At 59.6% G+C, this 20,815-nt stretch carries 19 protein-coding genes; 7 read left to right on the top strand and 12 right to left on the bottom strand.

Annotated features, from left to right (window positions below; all coding sequences use genetic code 11):
• Positions 1-359: 359 nt before the first annotated feature.
• The 6 genes from ACPYOJ_RS06085 to ACPYOJ_RS06110 form a co-directional block, all read right to left on the bottom strand.
• Positions 360-602 carry a hypothetical protein gene (locus ACPYOJ_RS06085; protein WP_481415443.1) on the bottom strand — a complete coding sequence of 81 codons (243 nt, stop codon included), beginning with the start codon at positions 600-602 and terminating at the stop codon, positions 360-362.
• Positions 599-1,354, bottom strand: a complete 756-nt coding sequence (locus ACPYOJ_RS06090) for a COG4280 domain-containing protein (RefSeq protein ID WP_481415444.1) — start codon at positions 1,352-1,354, stop codon at positions 599-601. The genes ACPYOJ_RS06085 and ACPYOJ_RS06090 overlap by 4 nt, the downstream gene beginning before the upstream one ends.
• Positions 1,355-1,388: 34 nt before the next feature.
• The gene (locus ACPYOJ_RS06095) at positions 1,389-2,435 is read right to left on the bottom strand and encodes an ABC transporter ATP-binding protein (RefSeq protein ID WP_481415445.1); all 1,047 of its coding nucleotides are present in this window, start codon (positions 2,433-2,435) and stop codon (positions 1,389-1,391) included.
• Complete coding sequence (locus tag ACPYOJ_RS06100; RefSeq protein ID WP_481415446.1) at positions 2,432-4,150, bottom strand: ABC transporter permease; 1,719 nt, start codon at positions 4,148-4,150, stop codon at positions 2,432-2,434. The genes ACPYOJ_RS06095 and ACPYOJ_RS06100 overlap by 4 nt, the downstream gene beginning before the upstream one ends.
• A 70-nt stretch (positions 4,151-4,220) precedes the next feature.
• Positions 4,221-5,222 (bottom strand): ABC transporter substrate-binding protein, encoded by a 1,002-nt coding sequence (locus ACPYOJ_RS06105; protein WP_481415447.1) that lies wholly within the window; start codon positions 5,220-5,222, stop codon positions 4,221-4,223.
• A 110-nt stretch (positions 5,223-5,332) separates the two neighbouring features.
• On the bottom strand, positions 5,333-6,214 hold the full coding sequence (locus ACPYOJ_RS06110; protein WP_481415448.1) for a MurR/RpiR family transcriptional regulator: 882 nt from the start codon (positions 6,212-6,214) through the stop codon (positions 5,333-5,335).
• Positions 6,215-6,614: 400 nt separating this feature from the next.
• On the opposite strand from ACPYOJ_RS06110, the gene mctS reads away from it, so the two are divergent.
• The 7 genes from mctS (at position 6,615) to ACPYOJ_RS06145 (ending at position 14,719) form a co-directional block, all read left to right on the top strand.
• Positions 6,615-8,000, top strand: coding sequence for a two-component system sensor histidine kinase MctS (gene mctS / locus ACPYOJ_RS06115; RefSeq protein ID WP_481415449.1), 1,386 nt, complete (start codon positions 6,615-6,617; stop codon positions 7,998-8,000).
• Positions 7,997-8,641 carry a two-component system response regulator MctR gene (gene mctR, locus ACPYOJ_RS06120; RefSeq protein WP_481415450.1) on the top strand — a complete coding sequence of 215 codons (645 nt, stop codon included), beginning with the start codon at positions 7,997-7,999 and terminating at the stop codon, positions 8,639-8,641. Before mctS ends, mctR begins: the two co-directional genes overlap by 4 nt.
• A 272-nt stretch (positions 8,642-8,913) precedes the next feature.
• Complete coding sequence (locus ACPYOJ_RS06125) at positions 8,914-9,111, top strand: DUF3311 domain-containing protein (protein WP_481415451.1); 198 nt, start codon at positions 8,914-8,916, stop codon at positions 9,109-9,111.
• Positions 9,101-10,576: a monocarboxylate uptake permease MctP gene (gene mctP, locus ACPYOJ_RS06130; RefSeq protein WP_481415452.1), complete on the top strand. Its 1,476-nt coding sequence runs from the start codon at positions 9,101-9,103 to the stop codon at positions 10,574-10,576. Before ACPYOJ_RS06125 ends, mctP begins: the two co-directional genes overlap by 11 nt.
• 313 nt (positions 10,577-10,889) lie before the next feature.
• Positions 10,890-12,200 carry a polysaccharide biosynthesis/export family protein gene (locus tag ACPYOJ_RS06135; RefSeq protein WP_481415453.1) on the top strand — a complete coding sequence of 437 codons (1,311 nt, stop codon included), beginning with the start codon at positions 10,890-10,892 and terminating at the stop codon, positions 12,198-12,200.
• An 82-nt stretch (positions 12,201-12,282) separates the two neighbouring features.
• Positions 12,283-13,200, top strand: coding sequence for a glucose-1-phosphate thymidylyltransferase RfbA (gene rfbA / locus ACPYOJ_RS06140; RefSeq protein WP_481415454.1), 918 nt, complete (start codon positions 12,283-12,285; stop codon positions 13,198-13,200).
• A gap of 10 nt (positions 13,201-13,210) precedes the next feature.
• Positions 13,211-14,719 (top strand): O-antigen translocase, encoded by a 1,509-nt coding sequence (locus ACPYOJ_RS06145; RefSeq protein ID WP_481415455.1) that lies wholly within the window; start codon positions 13,211-13,213, stop codon positions 14,717-14,719.
• A 73-nt stretch (positions 14,720-14,792) separates the two neighbouring features.
• Here ACPYOJ_RS06145 and ACPYOJ_RS06150 read toward each other — a convergent pair whose 3' ends face one another.
• Genes ACPYOJ_RS06150 through ACPYOJ_RS06175 form a run of 6 tightly spaced genes read right to left on the bottom strand, consistent with a single transcriptional unit; the run spans position 14,793 to position 20,296 of the window.
• Complete coding sequence (locus tag ACPYOJ_RS06150; RefSeq protein ID WP_481415456.1) at positions 14,793-15,980, bottom strand: DegT/DnrJ/EryC1/StrS family aminotransferase; 1,188 nt, start codon at positions 15,978-15,980, stop codon at positions 14,793-14,795.
• The gene (locus ACPYOJ_RS06155; protein WP_481415457.1) at positions 15,977-16,951 is read right to left on the bottom strand and encodes an NAD-dependent epimerase/dehydratase family protein; all 975 of its coding nucleotides are present in this window, start codon (positions 16,949-16,951) and stop codon (positions 15,977-15,979) included. Before ACPYOJ_RS06155 ends, ACPYOJ_RS06150 begins: the two co-directional genes overlap by 4 nt.
• Positions 16,941-17,666 (bottom strand): acyltransferase, encoded by a 726-nt coding sequence (locus tag ACPYOJ_RS06160; RefSeq protein ID WP_481415458.1) that lies wholly within the window; start codon positions 17,664-17,666, stop codon positions 16,941-16,943. Before ACPYOJ_RS06160 ends, ACPYOJ_RS06155 begins: the two co-directional genes overlap by 11 nt.
• The gene (locus ACPYOJ_RS06165) at positions 17,656-18,759 is read right to left on the bottom strand and encodes a DegT/DnrJ/EryC1/StrS family aminotransferase (RefSeq protein WP_481415459.1); all 1,104 of its coding nucleotides are present in this window, start codon (positions 18,757-18,759) and stop codon (positions 17,656-17,658) included. The genes ACPYOJ_RS06160 and ACPYOJ_RS06165 overlap by 11 nt, the downstream gene beginning before the upstream one ends.
• Complete coding sequence (locus ACPYOJ_RS06170; RefSeq protein WP_481415460.1) at positions 18,756-19,793, bottom strand: Gfo/Idh/MocA family protein; 1,038 nt, start codon at positions 19,791-19,793, stop codon at positions 18,756-18,758. Before ACPYOJ_RS06170 ends, ACPYOJ_RS06165 begins: the two co-directional genes overlap by 4 nt.
• Positions 19,790-20,296, bottom strand: coding sequence for an acyltransferase (locus tag ACPYOJ_RS06175; RefSeq protein ID WP_481415461.1), 507 nt, complete (start codon positions 20,294-20,296; stop codon positions 19,790-19,792). Before ACPYOJ_RS06175 ends, ACPYOJ_RS06170 begins: the two co-directional genes overlap by 4 nt.
• Between the last annotated feature and the right edge of the window lie 519 nt (positions 20,297-20,815).

Here is a 20,815-nt window from a genome sequence, read left to right on the forward strand (position 1 = left end):
GCGCATAGCGCATGGCTGGATTGCGAATTCCTGCCTATGATTTGAGCGCAATCCTTGTATATTCAACTCATCGAAGTGCTGCACCTCCTCCCGCAGAACTTCGATGCGAGTGTGCGACCGTCCTCCTCCCAGGTCGCTCTCGGGATCAGCGCCACTCCTCCTCCCAGGTTGCTGATCGGTTCTTTTGGAAAAGCCTGCCGCACCTCCTCCCGCGGCAGGCTTTTTCGTTTCCGGTTGTTTGAACTGGCGTGCAAAGTCCGGACGTAGCGGAGCGGCCTGATCAGAGCGCTACCGAAAGGCCTTCTCTGAGACCGAGTTCACCGACGACCTCAAGACGATCACCGCCCCACCGATCCGCTCTACACGGCCTGCGCCTCCTGACGCGCGCTTCGGACTTTGGCTTTCGCCGCTCTGAAAACGCTCTCGGCCAAGATCAGCAGGCACCCGACGGCAAGGATCAGGGCGCCGATCAGGGCTGTGACAAAGCCGAGCTTCACCAAAAGCCCGATGGCGGCGATCAGGATCAGAGACAACAGCGCCAGCGCGCCGTCATCTATGAACATTCCGAGGAGTTCCTTAAAAACGATTTTGAGAATGTTCATTGGGCAGAGGGCTCCATGGGGGCATTGTGATAATTGCGCAGCATCCTGACGGCGACGGAGGAAAAGATCGCTAGCACGGCAAGGATCGGCAGCAGGGAAAGATCGGCGCCCGGCCATTCGGCGCCGAGGCCCTCACCCACCCAGAAGATGCCGAATGTACTGAGAAGCAGGCCGACGACAAATTTCAGGCTGTTTTCCGGGACAGTGGAGAGCGGTTTGTGGACGAATAGGCCGATGACAAGCACGAGGATACAAGCGGCCGCAGCACCCATGCTGGCATAGCCGAGCATGCCCTGACCCGCTCCGGTGGCGATCACAATGAAGACGACCTCGATGCCCTCGAGAAGGACAGCCTTGAATGCCGCCGTTCCCGCAAGGAAATTCGCCCTCGCCTCGGCTGCTTGCCGGCGGAGGCTGTCGGTCTCGGCGGCAAACGCCTTTTCCTCGTCATGCAGTGCGATGAAGCCGGAGGCTCGAAGGATCGCCTTTCTCAGCCAGCGCAGGCCGAACAGGATCAGCAGCGTGCCGATGATGAATTGCATCAGGTCGATCGGGATCAGGCCGAGCAAAGGCCCGAGTGCCAGGACCAGAATGGCGAGGACCGCAAGCGCAAGGCCTGTGCCGATGAAGGCCGGACGCCAGCTCTGCGTCACGCCGACGGCAAGGATGATGGTGAAGGCCTCGACGACCTCCACGAAGGAACCGAGGAAGGCCGCCGTCACGGTCGAGCCTATGCTTGTTATTGTTGTCATTTCATTTGTCCATATCAGTCTTCAATAAAGCGGGTCAGGCCGGAAGTACGGTGCATCGCTCCGGCGGAAGGGAGAAGGCGAGAGGCGAGCCGGGAACCTCCCTGCGCGGCCAATCCAGTCGAACAACGTCGGAACCGACTTTGATTTGCAGACGCCAGCAGCGGCCGTGGAATGCGCTGTCGACAACCTCGCCGGTCAGATGGTTGTCGGGATGCTCGTCTACTGGCCGGCCGTCCTCCGGGCGGACGACGAGCATGGCCGAGCCGTTCATTCCACTGGAGCTGTGGCTGAGCACGCCCCCATTGCCGCCGACGGCGAAACGGTTGTCGTAGGCCGTGCCGCTGATCAGCGAAAAGCCGCCGAGGAAGCGGGCGACGAAAGCGTTCGCCGGCGCGGCATAAATGGCTTGCGGCGACGCAAACTGCACGATCGATCCCCGGTCCATCACCGCCAGCCGGTCGGACACAGCCATGGCCTCGACCTGATCATGCGTCACATAGACAGCCGTCATGCCTTCGGCGCGGATGAGCCGCATCATCTCCGACCTGAGATCATCACGCAGCGCCGCATCAAGGTTGCTCAAAGGTTCGTCGAGCAACAGCAGGCGCGGCCGCATCGCAAGGCAGCGGGCGATCGCCACGCGCTGCTGCTGTCCGCCGGAAAGTTCGCTTGGCCGCCGTGCCCCAAGAGATCCGAGCTGCGTGATTTCCAGCGCGTGGTCGACCCGCCGCTTGATCTCCTCATGCTTAAGCCCGCGCACTTCGAGGCCAAAGCTCAGGTTCTGGCGCACCGACATATGCGGCCACAGGGCATAGTCCTGAAACACCAGCCCGACATTGCGGTCCTCGGCGGGCACCTCCCCGCGGTGCGACCACATGAGGTCGCCCTGGATATGGATTTCACCGCTATCTGGTGAGACAAGACCGGCGATCGATCGAAGCAGTGTCGACTTGCCCGAACCGCTGGCCCCGACGAGAGCAACCACCTCGCCCGGCTCAACCGATACGGCCAAGTCGTTCAACACCAACTTGCCGCCAAGCGATTTGACGAGAGAAGAACATTCCAGTGCGGGGTGGGTCATCGTCCGGCCTCCTTGGCGGGATCGCGTTCATTTCGAAAGAGGGCGGCAATTCCAGCCACGATGCCGACGGCGCAAAGCGCTGTCAGCGCCAGAGCGCAGGCAACGGCATCCCGGTCCTGCGTGAAGTCATTGACGATCAGAGCGGGCAGAGCCGAGCCGGAGCTCGGTATCAGGAATTGCGACATCGGCAGCTCGAAGAGCGAACGAACCATCGTCACCCCGAACGCGACGACGACAGCTCTGCGAATGAGCGGCAGAACGATGCGCCGCAGATGCTGCATGGGGTCCGCGCCCGAAAGCCGCGAAGCTTCGCCAAGCGAGCTCCCCAACCGGTCAAGCGCCGCCCAGAGGAAGATCAGGCAATAGGGCAGCGCGGCGGCGGCATAGCCGATCACCAGCAGCAGCCGCGATCCGTAAAGCCCCAGATCGCGGAAGCCGGCGAGACGGTTGTAGAGAAGAATGTATCCGAACGCGAGGATGATGCCGGGAATGGCGACGGTCACCATCGCGAGGCCGGCGGAAAGCAGGCGGGTCGCGCTGGAGGCGAGTGAGATTCGATAGGCGAACAGCGTCGAGAACGCCACGGCAACCAGGGCAGCCAGCAGTGCATAGACGAAGCTCCAGACGAGCGCCTGACCGGCGACGCTTGCGGAGTCGAACACTGTCCGCATGGCATCAAGGGAGAAATTTCCCGGGGACAGCCCATCTGTCAGAGAGATTGTGAAAGCCCGCACAACAATCGATAACAACGGCAGTATTGCCGCGCCAAGTGAACCTATTGCAAGGCAAAGGACCGCGAATGGCTGCCAGGCACCCAGCTGGTATCGGACGAGCTGCCGGTTGCGGCCGGAGAGGAAGCGGGTTTCGCGCTGGGCACCACTGAGCGCCGTTGCCGCAACAGAACCGGAAACGAGCACCACAAGCAACAGTGCCTGCGCACCGGCGGCAGCGAAATCGACTGGAAAGCTCGCGGTGGCCGCGTAGATGTTATAGGTCAGCAGCCCGAAATTCATGGATCGCGCAATCGTATTGGCTATCCCGAAATCGCCGACGATCTCCGCAAAGGTCGTCAACAGCGAGAGGCCGATGGCCGGCAATAGCATCGGCACGATGATCCGCCGGATCGTCTGGCGCGGTCGCGCGGCGGCCATGCGCGCCGCATCGATGAATTCTCCGCCGAGCCCCTGCAGCCGCGAACGAACGATGAAATAGGGAACCGGGAACAGCGCCAAGGCCATCACCATCAAGAGGCCCGGCGGGCCGAAAAAGGCAGAGGCTCCCTCCGGCGTGAGAACGCCGAGATAGACGAGATAGCCGCCGCGGGACATGAGCAGCACCCAAGCGAGCCCCTTGAGGTAGCTCGGCATCGCGAACACGATCCAGGGCAGCGCAAGCCAAGCCCGCCGCAAGCAGATATCGGTGAGTGTCAGGACGAGTGCCAGGGCCGTGCCTAGGGCCGTCGAGACGACGGCGCCGGCCAGTCCGAGCAGGATTGTGTTGAGAATGCCGCGAAACAGGCGTGGAGAACCGACAAGCCTGCCGAGCGCTGTAAGCTCCGGCTGGAAACTCGGAGCGACCGGATCGAAAAGCTTCGGCAACACAGCCTGTGCCAGCACCAACAGGAGCGGCAGGCCGATCAGCACGAAGGCGACAAGCCACAGAAGCGGCGCACTGCCTCCCCAGTTTCGTCGACCGATATTCAAGGAGATCGTCATTCCAGCACCGAAAAGCCTCAGCGTCTCTGGTTGAAAGAGGCGCGGCGAAAACACCGCGCCTCGGGCGTAATCAGGGAACGAACTGGTCGCGGAACCACTGCTTCCATTCGGTCTCGTTTGCGGAGGCCATCTTGTCGTCGAGGATCTGCCAAGTAGCTGTGTTGTCGACGCGGGCACCATTGCCCTTCACGCCGTTGATGACCGGTGCGAAATAGCCGTCGCCGCCTTCAGTCTGCAGCATTGCTGTCTCGCCTTCCTTCGTCAGCAGGAACTGGATGTAGGCCTTCGCCTGATCCTCATGCGTGGAGACGCTGGCAATGCCTGCGCTGGAAGGAATTGCGACGACGCCTTCCGACGGGTAGACGACAGAGATCGGCTCCTTCTGGGCGATCAGCGCATAGATCGATGTATCCTGCTGAATCGCCAGGCTCGCGTCGCCGGTGACCAGCGACTTGTTCACCGCGCCGCCGCTTGGAATACCGCTGAGCGCTCTATTGGTCAGGATCTTCTCGAGCTCCGCCTTGCCGGCATCGACGCCCTTGTCGGCAAAATAGCTAGCGAGCCACTGGAAGGCCGGACCGGAGAGGTTCGGATCCTTGGCGGCAACCTTGCCGGCGAACTTTTCCAGATCGGTCCAGCTCTTCGGCGGTGCGGCATCGCCGATCTTCTTCGTGTTGACGGCGATCGCCGTAGTCGAGACGGTGACCGGGAAGTAGGCCTGGCTCTGCGGCACAAGGCGGCGGCCAAGGTCAGTATAATCGACCTTGTCGGCAAGGCCCGGCTCCGGCTTGAGAATGCCCTGCTCCGCCAGTCTGCTCATGACCGCCGAACCCTCGACCCAAAGGATGTCGAATTTGGGGTTGTTGCCTTCTGCAGCGACCTTGCCGAGCAACTCGCCCGTCGAAAGGCGAACCAGATCGACCTGAATGCCGGTCTTTTCGGTGAACGCCTTGGTGGCCGCATCAACCGTATCGAGCGCCGAGTAGACGATAAGATGGTCCGCGGCGTTTGAAGGGACGATCGCACCGAGCAAAGCGGATGCGAACGCTCCAGCGAATAAATACTTGCTCATTTGTCTATCCTTAAAGTTTGCTTTATTGGAAGCAAAGAATGCTCCGCAGCAATACCATGACAATATTTCAATTATATTACAGTGCAGACGTTTTCTTCTTCAAGCGTACTTTACCTTTTTACGCCTCTCTTCAGCCACAGCTTGTCGATCGCGCCGCGCAGGGCGCCGAATTTCTCCAGCGAGGCGAGCGCCGCGGATCGATCCTGTGCGGCAAGCGCCACGATCATCGCCTCGATGAGGACAGTGGTAGCTCCATGCATGGCAAGATGGTCCGCCCGTCCGCGTGGCACGGGCAGAACCTCGACAACGCGCTTTCGGACAAAAGGCGCGAGGCTGTCGCCGACCAGGGCGACCGGAACATTGTTCTCCTCAGCGTGATCGAGAAGAACCGAGACTTCGCGATAGATGGGCGCATAGGCAATCATCAGGATTGCATCGCCCTCCCCGATCGTCAGCAGACGGTCGGCCAGACCAATTCCGCTCTCAGACAAAGCGGTGGTCGGCAACCCGAGCCGGTTGAACTGCAAGGCGGCATAGTCGGCGACGCTGCCGGAGGGACCAATGCCGAAGACGAAGCGCCGGCGGGCCGAAAAGAGCAGTTGGACGGTGCGCCTGAAGGCATCCGAGAAATCCGATGAAGCCATCACCTCAAGGCTCTCGCGATGGGCCTTCAGCACGTGACCAAGAACGCCATCCGGATACTCGCTTAGATCTTCAAGCGTGCGTTTGAGCCGCCCCTCGGGTCCTCCGCCGGTGAGATCGGCGAGAATGGCTTCGCGCAGCCCGGAGAGACCCTCGAAGCCAAGTGACCGGGCCGTTCGTACGACGGTGGCGTCGCTGGTCCCCGCCCTTTCAGCGATCTCGGCGGCCGACATCAGGAGGACCGTCTCCTTCTGCGTGCGGAAGAACGACGCCATCTTCTGTTCTGCCGGAGACATGGCGGGCAGAGCTGCCTCGATCCGCTCGTCAAGGGAATTTTCCGCCGAAGTCATTCGATCTGTCATCCAAGTGGCATTGTTGCGTTTGCTACAGGTCGTCCTTATCCGAAATAAATGTTTCAGGAAGATGACGGCGCAGTGCGCGGCATGAGGCCGGTCAGGATTGCCGCCGACCAGTAACGTCCATCGCATTGAAATATCGCGGTTTAAACGCCACCTTGTTATCTCAACCGGAAAACGCGACCGGGATGGTGTCGTTGCCTGCTTTCGGAATAGCCGAAGCGCGCGCGCGAACGGTGACACTACGCGCGCGTAGCGAGTCGCACCGCTTGGTAGCCTGCAGATGTTTGTCCGGACTTGACCCGTGCCGTCGTTGCCCCTTACTAGCCGGGCTTATCGGGGCGATCCGTCGTTAATGCCAAGGCTACGAGGCGGTACATGGAAGGATGCTCAATTGACCCTACGGCACCAGATAATCGCACTTGCGATCATCCCGCTCGTGATCTCGATCCTGGCGATCACCGCCTTCATCACCTGGCAATCGGCCAATCTCGCCAAGAACAGCATCGATACGTTCGAGCAGTACATGCTGGAAGCCAAGGAAGCGGAAATTCTCAACCTCACCAATCTCGCCGTGTCGGCCATCCAGACGACCTACCACGATGCCGCCCCCGACGATCAGGCCGCCAAGGATAAGGTGGCGGAAATTCTCGCCTCACTCGACTATGGCAAGGACGGCTACTTCTTCGTCTATGACTATGACGGCAACAACATCGTCCATCCGCGCCAGAGCTTTCGGCACGGGCGCAATTGGCTCGCCCTGACGGATCCAGACGGAGACAAAGTGATTGCCGAACTGATCGCAACGGCAAAAGCGGGGGGCGGACTGCACCAGTACAAATGGCAGAAGCCCTCGACCGGGCAGATCGCCGACAAACTGTCCTTCGTCGTTAGCCTCGACAAGTGGCATTGGGTCGTCGGGACGGGCGTCTATCTCGACGACGTCTTTGCGCAAAGTGCCGCCGCCAATGACGGCATGCGTTCCAACATTAAAGAGACGTTCGTGATCGTGGCGCTGATCGCGGTGCCGGCGGTGCTGGTCGTTTTCACCACCTGCATGCTTGTGACGTTCCATGAACGTCGTATCGCCGACGGTCGACTCAAGGAACTGACGCAACGGGTCATTGATACTCAGGAAGAGGAGCGCTCACGGCTGGCGCGCGAGCTGCATGACGGCGTTTCTCAGAACCTCTTGGGCGTCCGCTATGCCATGGATCTTGCTGGCCGCAAGGTCAGGACGAACGTCGATGATGCCGCCCTCACCATTGATCGCGGCGTCGAGGCGCTGAACGGCGCCATCAAGGAAATCAGGCGGCTTTCGCACGATCTCCGCCCCCGCGTGCTTGACGATCTCGGCCTTACCGCCGCACTCGAAGCCCTATGCCATCATTTCGCTGACCGCACAGGAATAGACACGAATATCGAGGCCGCTGGCTTTATCGACACGTTGAAGCCCGAGGCCAGCACTGCTCTCTATCGGGTCGCCCAGGAAGCCTTCAACAATGTCGAGCGGCATTCGGGAGCCAATCGGCTTACAGTCAAGCTCTGGAGCGACGCCGCGCGTGCGCGCATGATGATCTCTGACAATGGAACCGGATTCGATGGCAGCAAGAGCGTCGGGTTAGGAGCATCCGGTCTCGGTCTTCGCAACATGCAGGAGCGCATGGCCCATTTCCGTGGTCGATTGCTGATCAATACGAGCACGACCGGTACGACGCTGACGGCAATGATGCCGAAATCGGCCAATCTGTCCGCTCGTCAGAAGGCCCAAGCCGCATGAACCAACCGCCGAAAATCAAGGTGCTCTTGATCGACAACCATCCGCTCGTGCTGGACGGGCTGAAGGCGGTGCTCGAAACATTCGACCGTATCGAGGTCGTCGGCACGGCCGGGCTTGCGCAGTCGGGTCTTGATATCGGCAGGCAGGTCCAGCCTCAGGTGGTGCTGATGGACATCAACATGCCGAAGCTAAGCGGCATCGAAGCGATCGAGGTCTTTAGGAAAGAACTTCCGGAGGCACGAATCGTGATGCTCTCCATGCATGACAGCCGGGAGTATATCTCCTCTTCGGTGATGCGTGGTGCTGCCGGCTACGTCCTCAAGGACGTGTCGACGGACGAGATCGTCTCGGCCATCGAGACGGTGGCGGGCGGAGGAACCTATTTCTCATCGGGGGTCGTCGACGTGCTGATGGAGCGCGGCACGGAGGAGGATGGCGACCCGCTGACGCCGCGCGAAGGCGACATTCTGGGGCTGATCGGTGCCGGAAGTAGCAACCGGGAGATCGCCGAAACGCTCGGGATAAGCTCGGCCACGGCCGAAACGCACCGCAAGAACCTCAAGAAAAAGCTCGGCATCGCCACGACGGCTGGCCTGATCCGCTATGCGATCGACCGCGGTATTGCTAAAAAGATCGGGTAAAGCCCTCGCCTACCCAGTTCTGGGTAGGGCGGCGTATTTCGTCTCTTTCGACACCTTGTCGCACGAAAACCGGCGGCATAGGAGTTCCTCACGCCTCGCCAACGGGGCTGTTGGGAGGAGTTCCATGCATGATGCCTGCTTTCGATTCAGCGGAAAACCTGCTGCACTGAACCTGGCAAGGCCCCCGGTGGCCGCTGCCTGACGGAACTACCTTCCACGCCGACAACTGGAACCCGGTGGCCTTAATCATGGCGCCTGAAAGGTATCCCGACATGGAAAAACGACATAACAAGGCAGCGCTCTGGCTGCTCGTCATCCCCTATATAGGCCTGCTTTGGCCGCCCTTTTACAATGTTCTCGAGCCGTCTCTTTTCGGCTTCCCCTTCTTCTATTGGTACCAGCTCGCCTGGGTGCCGATTACCGCTTTCCTGACCTGGATCGCCTATCGGAGCACGCACCATGACGACTGAGATCAACGGCACGGCGCTTGCCGTCTTCATCTTTTTCTTCGCGCTCGTCACCGTCATGGGTTTCGTCGCAAGCCGCTGGCGCAAGCCCGAAACGCTCGCCCATATCGATGAGTGGGGCCTGGGCGGCCGCAGCTTCGGCACCTGGATCACCTGGTTCCTGGTCGGCGGCGATTTCTATACCGCCTATACGGTCATCGCCGTTCCGGCGCTGGTTTATACCGTCGGCGCCTATGGCTTCTTCGCTCTGCCATACACCATCATTGTCTATCCCTTTGTCTTCATGGTGATGCCTGTTCTCTGGAAACGGGCCAAGGACTTCGGTTATGTGACGGCTGGTGATGTCGTGCATGGCCAATACGGCTCGCGGGGTCTCGAACTCGCCGTGGCGGCAACCGGCGTCATCGCCACCATGCCCTACATCGCCCTCCAGCTTGTCGGCATGACAGCGGTCCTGAAGGCGCTCGGGCTGCACGGCGAACTGCCGCTGGCAATCGCCTTCATCGTGCTGGCGCTCTATACCTATTCCGCAGGGCTGCGCGCTCCGGCGCTCATCGCCTTCGTCAAGGACATCATGATCTATATCGTGGTGATTGCGGCTGTCGCGCTCATTCCCTCGAAGCTCGGCGGCTATGCCAATGTCTTCGCCTCGGCCGATGCCGCCTTCCAGGCGAAAGGCTCGGGCAGCCTGCTGCTTGCCGGCAATCAATACGTTGCCTACGCAACGCTGGCCCTGGGTTCGGCGCTCGCCGCCTTCATGTACCCGCACACGCTGACCGGCATCTTCGCGTCCAACAGCGGCAACACGATCCGCAAGAATGCGGTCCTGCTGCCAGCTTATACGCTGCTCCTCGGCCTGCTGGCGTTGCTTGGTTACATGGGTCATGCCGCGAACCTACAGCTCGAAAGCCCAAATGACGTCGTTCCAGCGCTTTTCAAAACGCTGTTTTCGAGCTGGTTTGCGGGCTTTGCCTTCGCAGCAATCGCAATCGGCGCGCTCGTTCCGGCTGCCGTGATGAGCATCGGCGCCGCCAACCTCTTCACGCGCAATTTCTGGAAGGCCTATGTCAATCCGGATGTCAGTGACGCCGGCGAAGCCAAGGTCGCGAAGGTCACGTCGCTCATCGTGAAGATCGGCGCCCTGCTCGTCATCCTATTCCTGCCGACGCAGTTCGCGCTCGACCTGCAATTGCTTGGCGGCATCTGGATCTTGCAGACGCTTCCGGCTCTGGTTTCCGGCCTGTACACCAACTGGTTCCGTGCACCGAGCCTCCTTGCCGGCTGGTTCGTCGGCTTGTTCGGCGGCACCTTCCTCGTCTGGGATGCCGGCTGGAAGCCGCTGCATGCCCTCAGTCTCGGCGGTGAGCCCTTCACCGTCTATACAGGCCTGCTTGCACTTGCTGCGAACGTTGCCGTTGCTGTTGTGGTTAACGTCATCGTGCCGGCAAGATCGACCGTCCGAGCATAAAGACTCTGCCGCGAGGGATCTGGAAACGGTCCTTCGCGGCTAGCGCGCCTTTTCTTGCGCGCATGACCTCCGGATTTCCCGCGCAATGCCTCCGAGCAGCGCCGAGACATGTGTTTCCGCTCGATTTTGGCTGAAGCACCCTGCCTACCTCATCAATATTGATGAGGCGAAGCAAACTACCTCCACCTTCCTCAAGGCTTCGCCAGACTGCACACTAGCGTTGCGGCTTCGGATTTGGCGTCCGGCGTTCGCGCAGCGTCGAAGGCATTGGACCGGCGTCCGTTTAAGGACGCTTTGCAGGCTGGACATGTACATGAAGTTATCGCACCGCGTCCCTTACGTGTTCTTTCACGCGACGTTTGTCATCAGTGCATTCGTCTTTCTTGCCGGAGCTGTCTCGCCGGTTCTCGCCGATGGCAGTCCCTTTGCTCCGCAAACGAAAATCCGTCTGACGATTGTCCAATGGATGCCGGCCAAGGGCCAATATGAACGATGGGATGCGCTGGGCGGCGACTACACGGTCTCGGATGAAGGCGCAGTCTTTTTGCCCCTTCTTGGCTCGCTTTCCGTCGGCAATCTGGATAACGCCGGCCTCACAAGCGAGATTGCCAAGCGCCTGCAGGAAAAGATCGGGTTGGTCCAAGCGCCCGCGGTCACTATCGAAATTCTCGAATACCCGCCAATTTATGTCGTCGGAGACGTAACCTCGCCTGGGGAATACAAGTTTCGGTCGGGACTTACCGTCCTGCAATCCCTGGCAATGAGTGGAGGGCCGATCCGCACGGCAAGTCAGCAGCAATCGCAGACGGTCAGGCTCGCAGGCGAATTGCGAGACATCGATCACTCGCTCCTACGTAGCGCCGCCAAAGTAGCGCGGCTCCAGGCGGAGATGGCTGGGGCGAAGGAAATAACTTTCGAGCAGCCGCTCGGCGCCGATCAGCAACTCGCTACCGGAATCTACAACCAGGAAAGGGTCATTTTTCAGGCTCGCGCGAATGCGCAGGACAGACAGTCAAAGGCGCTCACCGAGCTGCGCGATCTCTTGAATACGGAAATCGATACGCTGGAGGAGAAGCTCAAGGGCTCGGATGACAATCTCAAATCCGCCGAGGAACAGCTGACCAGCGTCAAAACTCTAGTCGAGCGAGGCCTCACGGTGGCGTCGCGCCAATTGGACCTGGAACGATTGCTCACGACTTACCGCTCCGACCGGCTCGACCTCGTCACGGCCATCATGCGGGGCCGTCAGGCAATCAGTGAGACAACGCGCAATCTCGAGGGACTTTATGACGGGCGGCGGAGCGAACTTGCTTCCGAATTGCAGTCGGAACAAGCAAATATTGATCAGCTTAAATTGAAGCGCGAAATGACGCAGAAGCTGCTCCTCGACGAACTCTCGACCGGCGACGGATCGAGAACCCGTGGTGAGGAACCGCTGCTTACCTTTACCGTGAGCCGGCGGGATAAGGGACAAATCAATCAGTTCCCTGCCTCAGAGACGACATCGCTCCTGCCTGGTGATGTCGTGAGAGTCGTCCAACCCCGCATTTCGGACGGATCGTCTCAGGCCGCTCCCGGCGTGCCTATCGAGGAGGGGACACATCCCAATCAGGCAAGCCAGTGAACCGCGAAGAGCATGTGTGGTCAGCAAGCTTCGTGCCGGGCGCGGGCGCAGTCGGCGGAAGCAAGATCAAGGTGGAAGCGACATGAAGGGAATAATACTGGCGGGGGGAAGCGGCACACGCCTTTATCCTCTGACGATCGCGGTTTCCAAGCAGATACTGCCTGTTTACGACAAGCCGATGCTCTACTATCCCTTGAGCGTGTTGATGCTTGCGGAGATCCGCGACATCCTGATCATCTCGACGCCCCGCGACCTGCCGTGCTTCCAGGAGCTTCTTGGCGATGGCTCGGATTTCGGCATCAATCTCTGCTACGCCGAACAGCCTCAGCCCAATGGTCTAGCCGAGGCATTCATCATCGGCCGCGAATTCGTCGGCAGCGGCAGCGTTGCGATGATCCTGGGCGACAATCTCTTCTTCGGTCATGGGTTGCCCGACCTCTGCCGGCAGGCGGTCGCTCGCCAACATGGAGCCACCGTATTCGCCTACCACGTCGATGATCCTGAGCGATATGGCGTCGTCAGCTTCGACCGGGTCACAGGCAAAGCGACGAGCATTGAAGAAAAGCCCGCAAGGCCCAAGTCGAACTGGGCAGTGACGGGTCTCTATTTCTACGACAATGACGTCGTCAACATCGCCGCTTCGATCAAGCCGTCCGAACGCGGCGAGCTTGAGATCACGGCTGTCAACAACGCCTATCTTGCACGCGATGAACTGCATGTATGCCAACTCGGGCGTGGTTATGCCTGGCTGGACACCGGCACCTATGACAGCTTGCACGACGCATCTTCCTTCGTGCGGACGGTTGAACGCCGTCAGGGCATCCAGATCGCTTGTCCGGAAGAAATCGCCCTTAGTATGGGTTGGCTTGGGCCTGACCAGGTTTTGAAACGCGCTTACCGCCTCGGCAAGACAGCATACGCCGCCTATCTCCGGAGCTGTGTTGAGGAACAGGGCTGGGATAGCGCGCCGGAGACCGTGCCCCACAGGATAAACGGCTAGGGGTAATCTGATGACTTTGCGCATCATCCCGCCCAGTGGTCAGACTTATACCCAGATCCTGAAGTCGACGATGCTGATGGGCGGCTCCTCGCTCGTGAACGTCGCCTTGAGCATCGTTCGCAACAAAGCCCTGGCGGTTCTGCTTGGACCGGAGGGCGTGGGGCTTATCGGCCTTTACGGGTCGATAGTCGACATCGCGCAAGCGATAGCTGGTCTGGGAGTGAGCGGTAGCGGGGTGCGCCAGATCGCCGAGGCCGCGGGCACCGGGGACGCAGAGAGGGTCGCGCAGTCGGCGACAGCGCTCAGGCGCATATCGGTGGTGCTCGGACTGTTAGGTGCGCTCTTTCTCGCGGCTGTCGCGTTTCCGGTCTCGAATTTCACTTTCGGCGACTATCAACACGCCAGCGGCATCGTGCTGCTCTCCCTGGCCGTATTTTTCCGAGTGGTGTCTGCCGGGCAGATTGCTTTGATCCAAGGCTTGCGGGGCATCGCAAATCTTGCCCGCATCAACGTGCTCGCAGGATTTTTTGGCACGGTGGTCAGCATCCCCCTGATCTACCTGTTCGGAGCGCAGGCGATCGCACCTTCTCTCGTGGCGATAGCGGTCGTCTCAATTCTTCCGACCTGGTGGTACAGCAGACAGATATCCACGCACTCATCACGAATGTCGGCTCGCCAGTTTGGCCGGGAGGCGACAGCTCTGCTCAGGCTCGGCGTCGTCTTTATGGCAAGCGGACTACTGACCTTCGGCTCGGCCTATGCGATCCGCATCATTGTGCTGCAGGAAGGAGGCATTGTCGCGGCGGGATTGTATCAAGCGGCCTGGGCGCTTGGCGGTCTCTACGCCGGCTTCATATTGCAGGCGATGGGTACAGACTTCTATCCGCGCTTGACCGCAACTGCAGGCAACGACGCCGAGTGCAACCGGCTGGTCAATGAGCAGGCGGAGGTTAGCATATTGCTGGCCGGCCCAGGCCTGCTCGCCACGCTGACCCTCGCGCCGCTCATGATGAGCTTGTTCTATTCCGCGGAGTTTCACGGTGCCGTGGATCTTCTGCGCTGGATCTGCCTTGGAATGATGCTCAGGATTGTCGCATGGCCGATGGGTTTCATCGTGTTGGCGAAGAGCGCACAGACTATTTTCTTCTGGACGGAGGTAGCGGCCACGCTGGTGCATGTGGGCTTGGCTTGGCTCTTCGTATCGAAGTTCGGTGCGCTGGGAGCCGGCATGGCGTTTTTTGGCCTCTATGTCTGGCATGGCATCCTGATTTACGTCATCGTGCACCGGCTGACCGGCTTCCGCTGGTCGACTGCCAATCTTAGGCACGCGCTGCTTTTCCTGCCGGCATCGGGATTGGTATTCTGCGCCTTTTGGGCCCTGCCGCTATGGCCGGCGACGGCGATTGGCTCGGTCGCGGTCGCTCTGAGCACACTCTATTCGCTGCGCATGTTGGTCAAACTGCTGCCGCCCGAGTCAATGCCCGCGGTCATCAGGGCATGGATCGCGAAATCGGCGTGATAGGCAACGCGCTTCAGCGCCGCCCTGCCTCGTATATACTGCATCGCCCAACCGCAACATTTCGCTCATGCAATCAGACTGCTTCGGCGTTAGCGGCTTCAGCAAAGCACCCGTGAAGTGCATCAACCACCCAAGCCATGTCGACCTCCGTCATCTGGACAAACAGCGGCAGGATGATCGTTCGCTGCTGCGCTGACACGCTTCGCATCAGGCTTGTGGCGGCGCGATGGAAGCCCTGGCCGGAATAGGCTTTCTCAAGATGAATGTTCATCACACCGCGCCGGGTCGAGATACCCTGATCGAGCAGCACTTGCATGACTGCCCGTTGATCGGCCGTGCTCGGCAATCTCACACAAAAGCTCTGCCAATTGCTGCGAGCCCAACTGGGCTCGACCGGTGGCGCTAGCCCCGCGATCGTGGGCAGGCGCTCGCTGTACCGCTCTGCAAGCTGCCGCCGCCGCTTGATCAGTTCTGGCAGCCGTCGAAGTTGCTCCCGTCCGACGGCGGCCTGCAGGTCGGTCATGCGGTAGTTGTAGCCCAGTTCATCATAGTCCTCGAAGATCACCTGTTTCGAGCCGTGGCGGACGGTATCGGTGACGCTCATGCCATGCTGACGCCACAGCCGGAATTTTCGATCATATTCGGGATTGGCCGTGGTCAACATGCCGCCATCACCGGTCGTGACAACCTTGCGGGGGTGGAAGGAGAAGCACGCAATGTCGGCGTGCGGTTTGCCAATCTTTTCCCAGCAGTCTTCCCAAAGGATTTCGCTTCCCGTCGCACAGGCCGCGTCCTCGATAACCGGTATCGAGTGGCGCTTTCCGATCTCCACAATGCGGCGAAGATCACAAGGCATGCCGAGCTGATGCACGCAAAGGATTGCCTTCGTGCGGGGCGTGATTGCGGTTTCAATCAGGCTGGGGTCGATGTTGTAGCCGTCCGCTTCGATGTCGATGAAGACCGGGACCGCATCGCAATATCTGACGGCGTTCGCCGTCGCGATGAACGAATGGCTAACCGTGATGACTTCATCGCCCGGGCAGATACCGACTGCCTTTAGAGCCAGATGAAGCGCGGTCGTGCAGTTGGAAACGGCGCAGGCGTGCGCGGCACCAACAAAGGCTGCAAATTCGTTCTCGAAAGCCGCGACTTCCGGTCCCTGCGTCACCCATCCTGACAGGATGACGCGGCGTACCGCCTCTGCCTCCTCCTCTCCGAGAACAGGCTTGGCGACCGGAATTGCAGGCAGCGACGGGCTCATGCAGCTTCGCCTCCGGCTGCAGCCGATTCCAGCCGCCACCACGCCACAAGATCACGCAGTCCTTCCTCTATCGGGATATCGGCCTTGAATCCCAGAAGCCGTTCGGCTTTGCTTGTGTCGGCGAGACGACGGGTCACGCCATTCACGGTCCGTGCCGGGTGATGTTGAGGTTCGAGTGAGGATCCCATGATCCCGCTCAAAATCTGCGCGAGTTCCAGGAGGCTTGTTTCCTTGCCGCTGGCGACATTGAACACCTCGTCCGTGACATCGCACGTCGCGGCCAAGACGTTTGCCCGGGCTATGTCGCGGACATGCACGAAGTCCATGGTCTGACTGCCGTCGCCATAGATGATCGGCGGCATTCCGGCCGCGAGCCGCTCCATCCAGCGGATCAGCACCTCTGTATAGGCGCCGTGCACGTCCATTCGCGGACCGTAGACGTTAAAATAGCGAAGCGCGACATAGCGAAGCCCGTACATCTCGGCAAAGCTGCGCAACAGTCCTTCATTGAACACTTTCGCCGCACCGTAGATCGTCCGGTTATTGTAGGGGTGATGCTCTTCGCTCGTGGGGAAGCTGTCGGCAAGCCCCAGCACGGAGGCAGAGGAGGCAGCGATCACCTTCGACACGCCTGCCTTAACGGCGGCTTCAAGAACATTGAACGTGCCTTCCGCCAGAACATCGAAGGCCAGCCGTGGCTCTTCGGCACACTGGGTAATTCGAATGGCCGCCTGATGAAAGACAATATCGACGCCCTCGAAGGCCTTCGCCAATAGCGCTCTGTCTCTGATATCTCCGTCGATGATCTTGAGAGGACCGGCGCTTATCGCCGTGCTGAGATTGTCCAGGCGTCCGCGCACGAAGTTGTCGAGGATGAGAATCTCGCGGGGTTTTTCCAATGCGACGAGATCAGCAATATGCGAACCGATCAAACCGGCTCCACCGGTAATGAGCACCCGTTTATTTCTCATGATCTCCCCCGCGCGACATATCCAGCATCGGATCGGCGTCCGTGCGCCAACGCATGAACTTCGCTGGCACACCCGCCACCACTGCGAATGGCTCGACGTCGGAGACCACGACGGCTCCTGCTCCAACGATCGCCCCCTTCCCGATGTGCACGCCGGGAAGAATTGTCGCATTCGTGCCAATGTCGGCCCATGCGCCAACATGCACCGGCTTGATTTCGAGATCCGTGCGAATGATTGGCTCATCCACCGGCATGGCGGTGTGGGTTGAGCCAAGCACCTTGGCGCCGGGCCCCCACCCTACAAACTCCTCGATCACCAGATCGCGAGCGTCGAAATACGCCATCGGGCCGATCCAGACATTGTCGCCGATCACACATCGGCCATCATAGCGTCCCTGGATATAGGCTTGAGCGCCGATGAACACCCCGTTGCCGATTTCGAACGTTTCCGGATGCTTGAAGCCGGCACCACTTGCGACCTGCAAAGCCGTACCGCAGCGTCTCGCGAGACTTTGCCAGATGGCCTTCCGCATCAGGGCGTCGACGAACCCTTCCCCTGTCGCGAAGCGGCCGTAGAGTTCGATCAGGCCAGCGCGCCCGTATGATTGCCTGAGTTCGTCGACCAACACGGCCTGGTAGGCGGGATCCGCCGGCCTTTCATTGCGGCCGTGGACCGCCTGCACCCGTCGAGCCTCGCCTGCGCGGTTAACCGACATAGGCATACTCCATTGCGGCGACCACTTCTTCAACCTGCCGCGCAGTCATCTCGGGATAGATCGGGAGCGAGAGAACTTCACGTGCCGCGGCTTCTGATATCGGAAAATCACCGATTTCGTAACCGAGGTCGGCATGAGCCTTCTGTAGATGAACCGGGATGGGATAGTGCAGGCCGGACTGAATGCCTTCCGCGGTGAGTGCCCGTTGAAGTCCATCGCGATCGCGGCTTCTTACGGCATAGACATGATAGACGTGACGGCGATCGGCCACCTCAACAGGCGTCTTTAAATGCGGCGATCCGGCAAGCAGCAACGAATAGCGGCGGGCATGGGCGCGACGCGCCTCGGTCCAGGCTTCAAGATGCCGGAGCTTGATACGCAGGATCGCGCCTTGAATGGCGTCCATGCGGTAGTTAAAGCCTTTGAGCAGATGGTGATAGCGCCGTTCCTGCCCCCAGTCGCGCAGCATCCGCATCGTCTGGGCCTGATCGTCGCTGTTCGTAATGATCATGCCTCCCTCGCCGCAGGCGCCGAGATTTTTGCCTGGGTAGAAGCTGAAGCAGCCGGATACGCCGACGCTGCCGGCACGTCGGTCTTTATATTCCGCCCCGTGGGCTTGGCAGGCGTCTTCGATGACGGGCACCCGGTAGCAGTCGGCTATCCCCTTGATCGCATCCATCTCGGCCATCTGGCCGTAGAGGTGGACAGGAACAATGCCCTTGGTACGGGGAGTTATCTTTGCCTCGACCTGGGCCGGATCCATTGTCAGGGTGACGGGTTCGACATCGACGAACACGGGTCGTGCGCCTGTGTAGCAAATCGCCGACACAGTTGCGACGAACGTGAATGGCACAGTGATCACCTCATCGCCGGGGCCAACGCCCGCCGCAAGAAGGGCCAGATGCAAGGCACTCGTTCCGGTGTTGACGGCGATCGCATGTCTGACGTCGCAGTAGTTTGCGAATTCCTCCTCGAGACGGGCGACCTCGTCGCCCAGTATGTATTGCCCGGAGGCAAGCACGCGGAGCACCGCAGCATCGATCTCGTCCTTGATTGACGCATATTGTGCTTTGAGGTCGAGGAATGGGATCATGCGATGAGCCTCGCCTCTTCGAGCTCGACGATACGACCGCGCTGCGCGAGCGATCGGCTTGCAGCTTCGAGGATGCGAACGACGCGCAGCCCGGCATGGCCGTCGGTGATCGGCCGCGCATTTTGCTCGATGCAATCGATGAACTGCTCGAGTTCGATTTTCAATGCCTCGGTCATATCAAGCCTGGGCGCGTACATGTCGCCACTGCGATAACCCACCAGCATCTGATGGACCTTCTCGCCGTATGTGTGAGAATTGCAGTTCATCGTGATGCCCTTGTCGTAGACCTTGATCTTTTCGCTGGGCTCTAGATCGTCATAAACGATCATCTTGTTACTACCGCCAATCAGCGTACGGCGTACCTTGACCGGCGCCAGCCAATTGACGTGGATGTGCGCAATGAGCTTGCTCTCAAAGAAAAGCGTCAGATACGCAATGTTCTCAGGCTCGCCGGTCACATGGCTCATCCCGATCGCCGAAACGGCCACCGGTTTCTCCGGCAGGACATAGTCCAAGATGGACAGGTCGTGGACGGCGAGGTCCCAAATGACGCTGACATCGTGCTGGAACAGCCCGAGATTGACCCGAACCGAGTCGTAGTAATACATGTCGCCCAGGCCGCTTTCGACGAGTTCGCACATCTTGCGAACGGCTCCTGTGTGGACGAACGTATGGTCCACGGCCAGCACGAGGCGGCGGCGCGCTGCTTCGTCGACCATCCGCGAGGCTTCCTCCGCTGTCGCGGCCATCGGCTTTTCGACGAAGACATGCTTTCCGGCCATCAATGCCTTCATGGCAAGCTTGAAATGGCTCGAAACCGGCGTCGCGATGGCGATGGCATCCACTCGCGGGTCGCGCAAGACCTCCTCGAAATCGTCGGTGGTTTTAATCGCGGGATAGCGGCTTTGAACGGCCGCCAGTCGCTCGCTATTGAGATCGCAGACACAAACGAGGTGAGCGCGGGCGGTTTCCGAGATGTTACGAACCAGATTCGGTCCCCAATACCCATACCCGACAACAGCAATGCCGATCATCGCATTCCCCCCGACGAGTGCATGTCAACTGGCTTGTCATTAACGCGGCCGATCATCCTGGCCGGAACGCCAGCGACAATGGCGCCATCAGGCACATCTTTTGTTACAACCGCCCCTGCGCCGACTTGCGCAGCCGCTCCGATGGTCACGCCAGGCAGAATGGTGGCGTTGCTGCCGATCGATGCATGGCGCTTGACCAGGGTCGGGATGACAATCCAGTCGGCCTCCGTCTGCAGACTGCCATCGGAGTTGACGGCGCGCGGGTATGTGTCGTTCGTAAACATGACCCCGTGACCTATGAAAACGCCGTCTTCCAGCGTCACGCCCTCACAGAGGAAGGAATGGCTGGAAATCTTGCAGTTCTTTCCGATCAGGACGTTTTTCTGAATCTCCACGAAAGTGCCGATGCGCGTTCCCGCACCGACCGCGCAGCCGTAAAGGTTCACGAGATCTGGATGGTGGATGACGGTGCCATCATCCAGCTTGACGTTTGATGCAATCATCCCGCCTAGACCCCTGCTCCCAACAGGCCCTGCTTCTCAACAAAACTCGGCAGTCGCATGATCCGCCCAAGTTTCATTTCGACAGAGCAAATATTTCTTTCTTTCACCAGAAGAATTGTTTTCGCGAATTGAGTAAAGAAGCAAAACGTTGAAGCTTATTCACCTAAAGGCGTACATACTTACAAAGGTTGGATGGCGGTATACGCCAAAACTCGTGGCCCCTATCCAAACTTGATGGTGGCTTTTGTCCGGCGCTCGCTCCAGACCTGGCGGCTGGGACGGGTATTGTTTCCACGGATTTTAGCGCTTGCGCCTTAGCTGCGTAGTATCTTTATCAACCCTACCGCGAATGGCTTAGTAGAATAACAGTCTTCATACAGAAATATCTTCTATTTACATCGTATTGGCGAGCTCATGTACGAATTTAACCTATATTAATTAGTGTATCATCCGGTGAACTATGGTAATTGGTTTGTACTTTAGCACATTCTAAACTCCCGTATCTGCAGAGGAGTTGAA

The organism is Rhizobium sp. SVR5-9E (genome assembly GCF_056755095.1).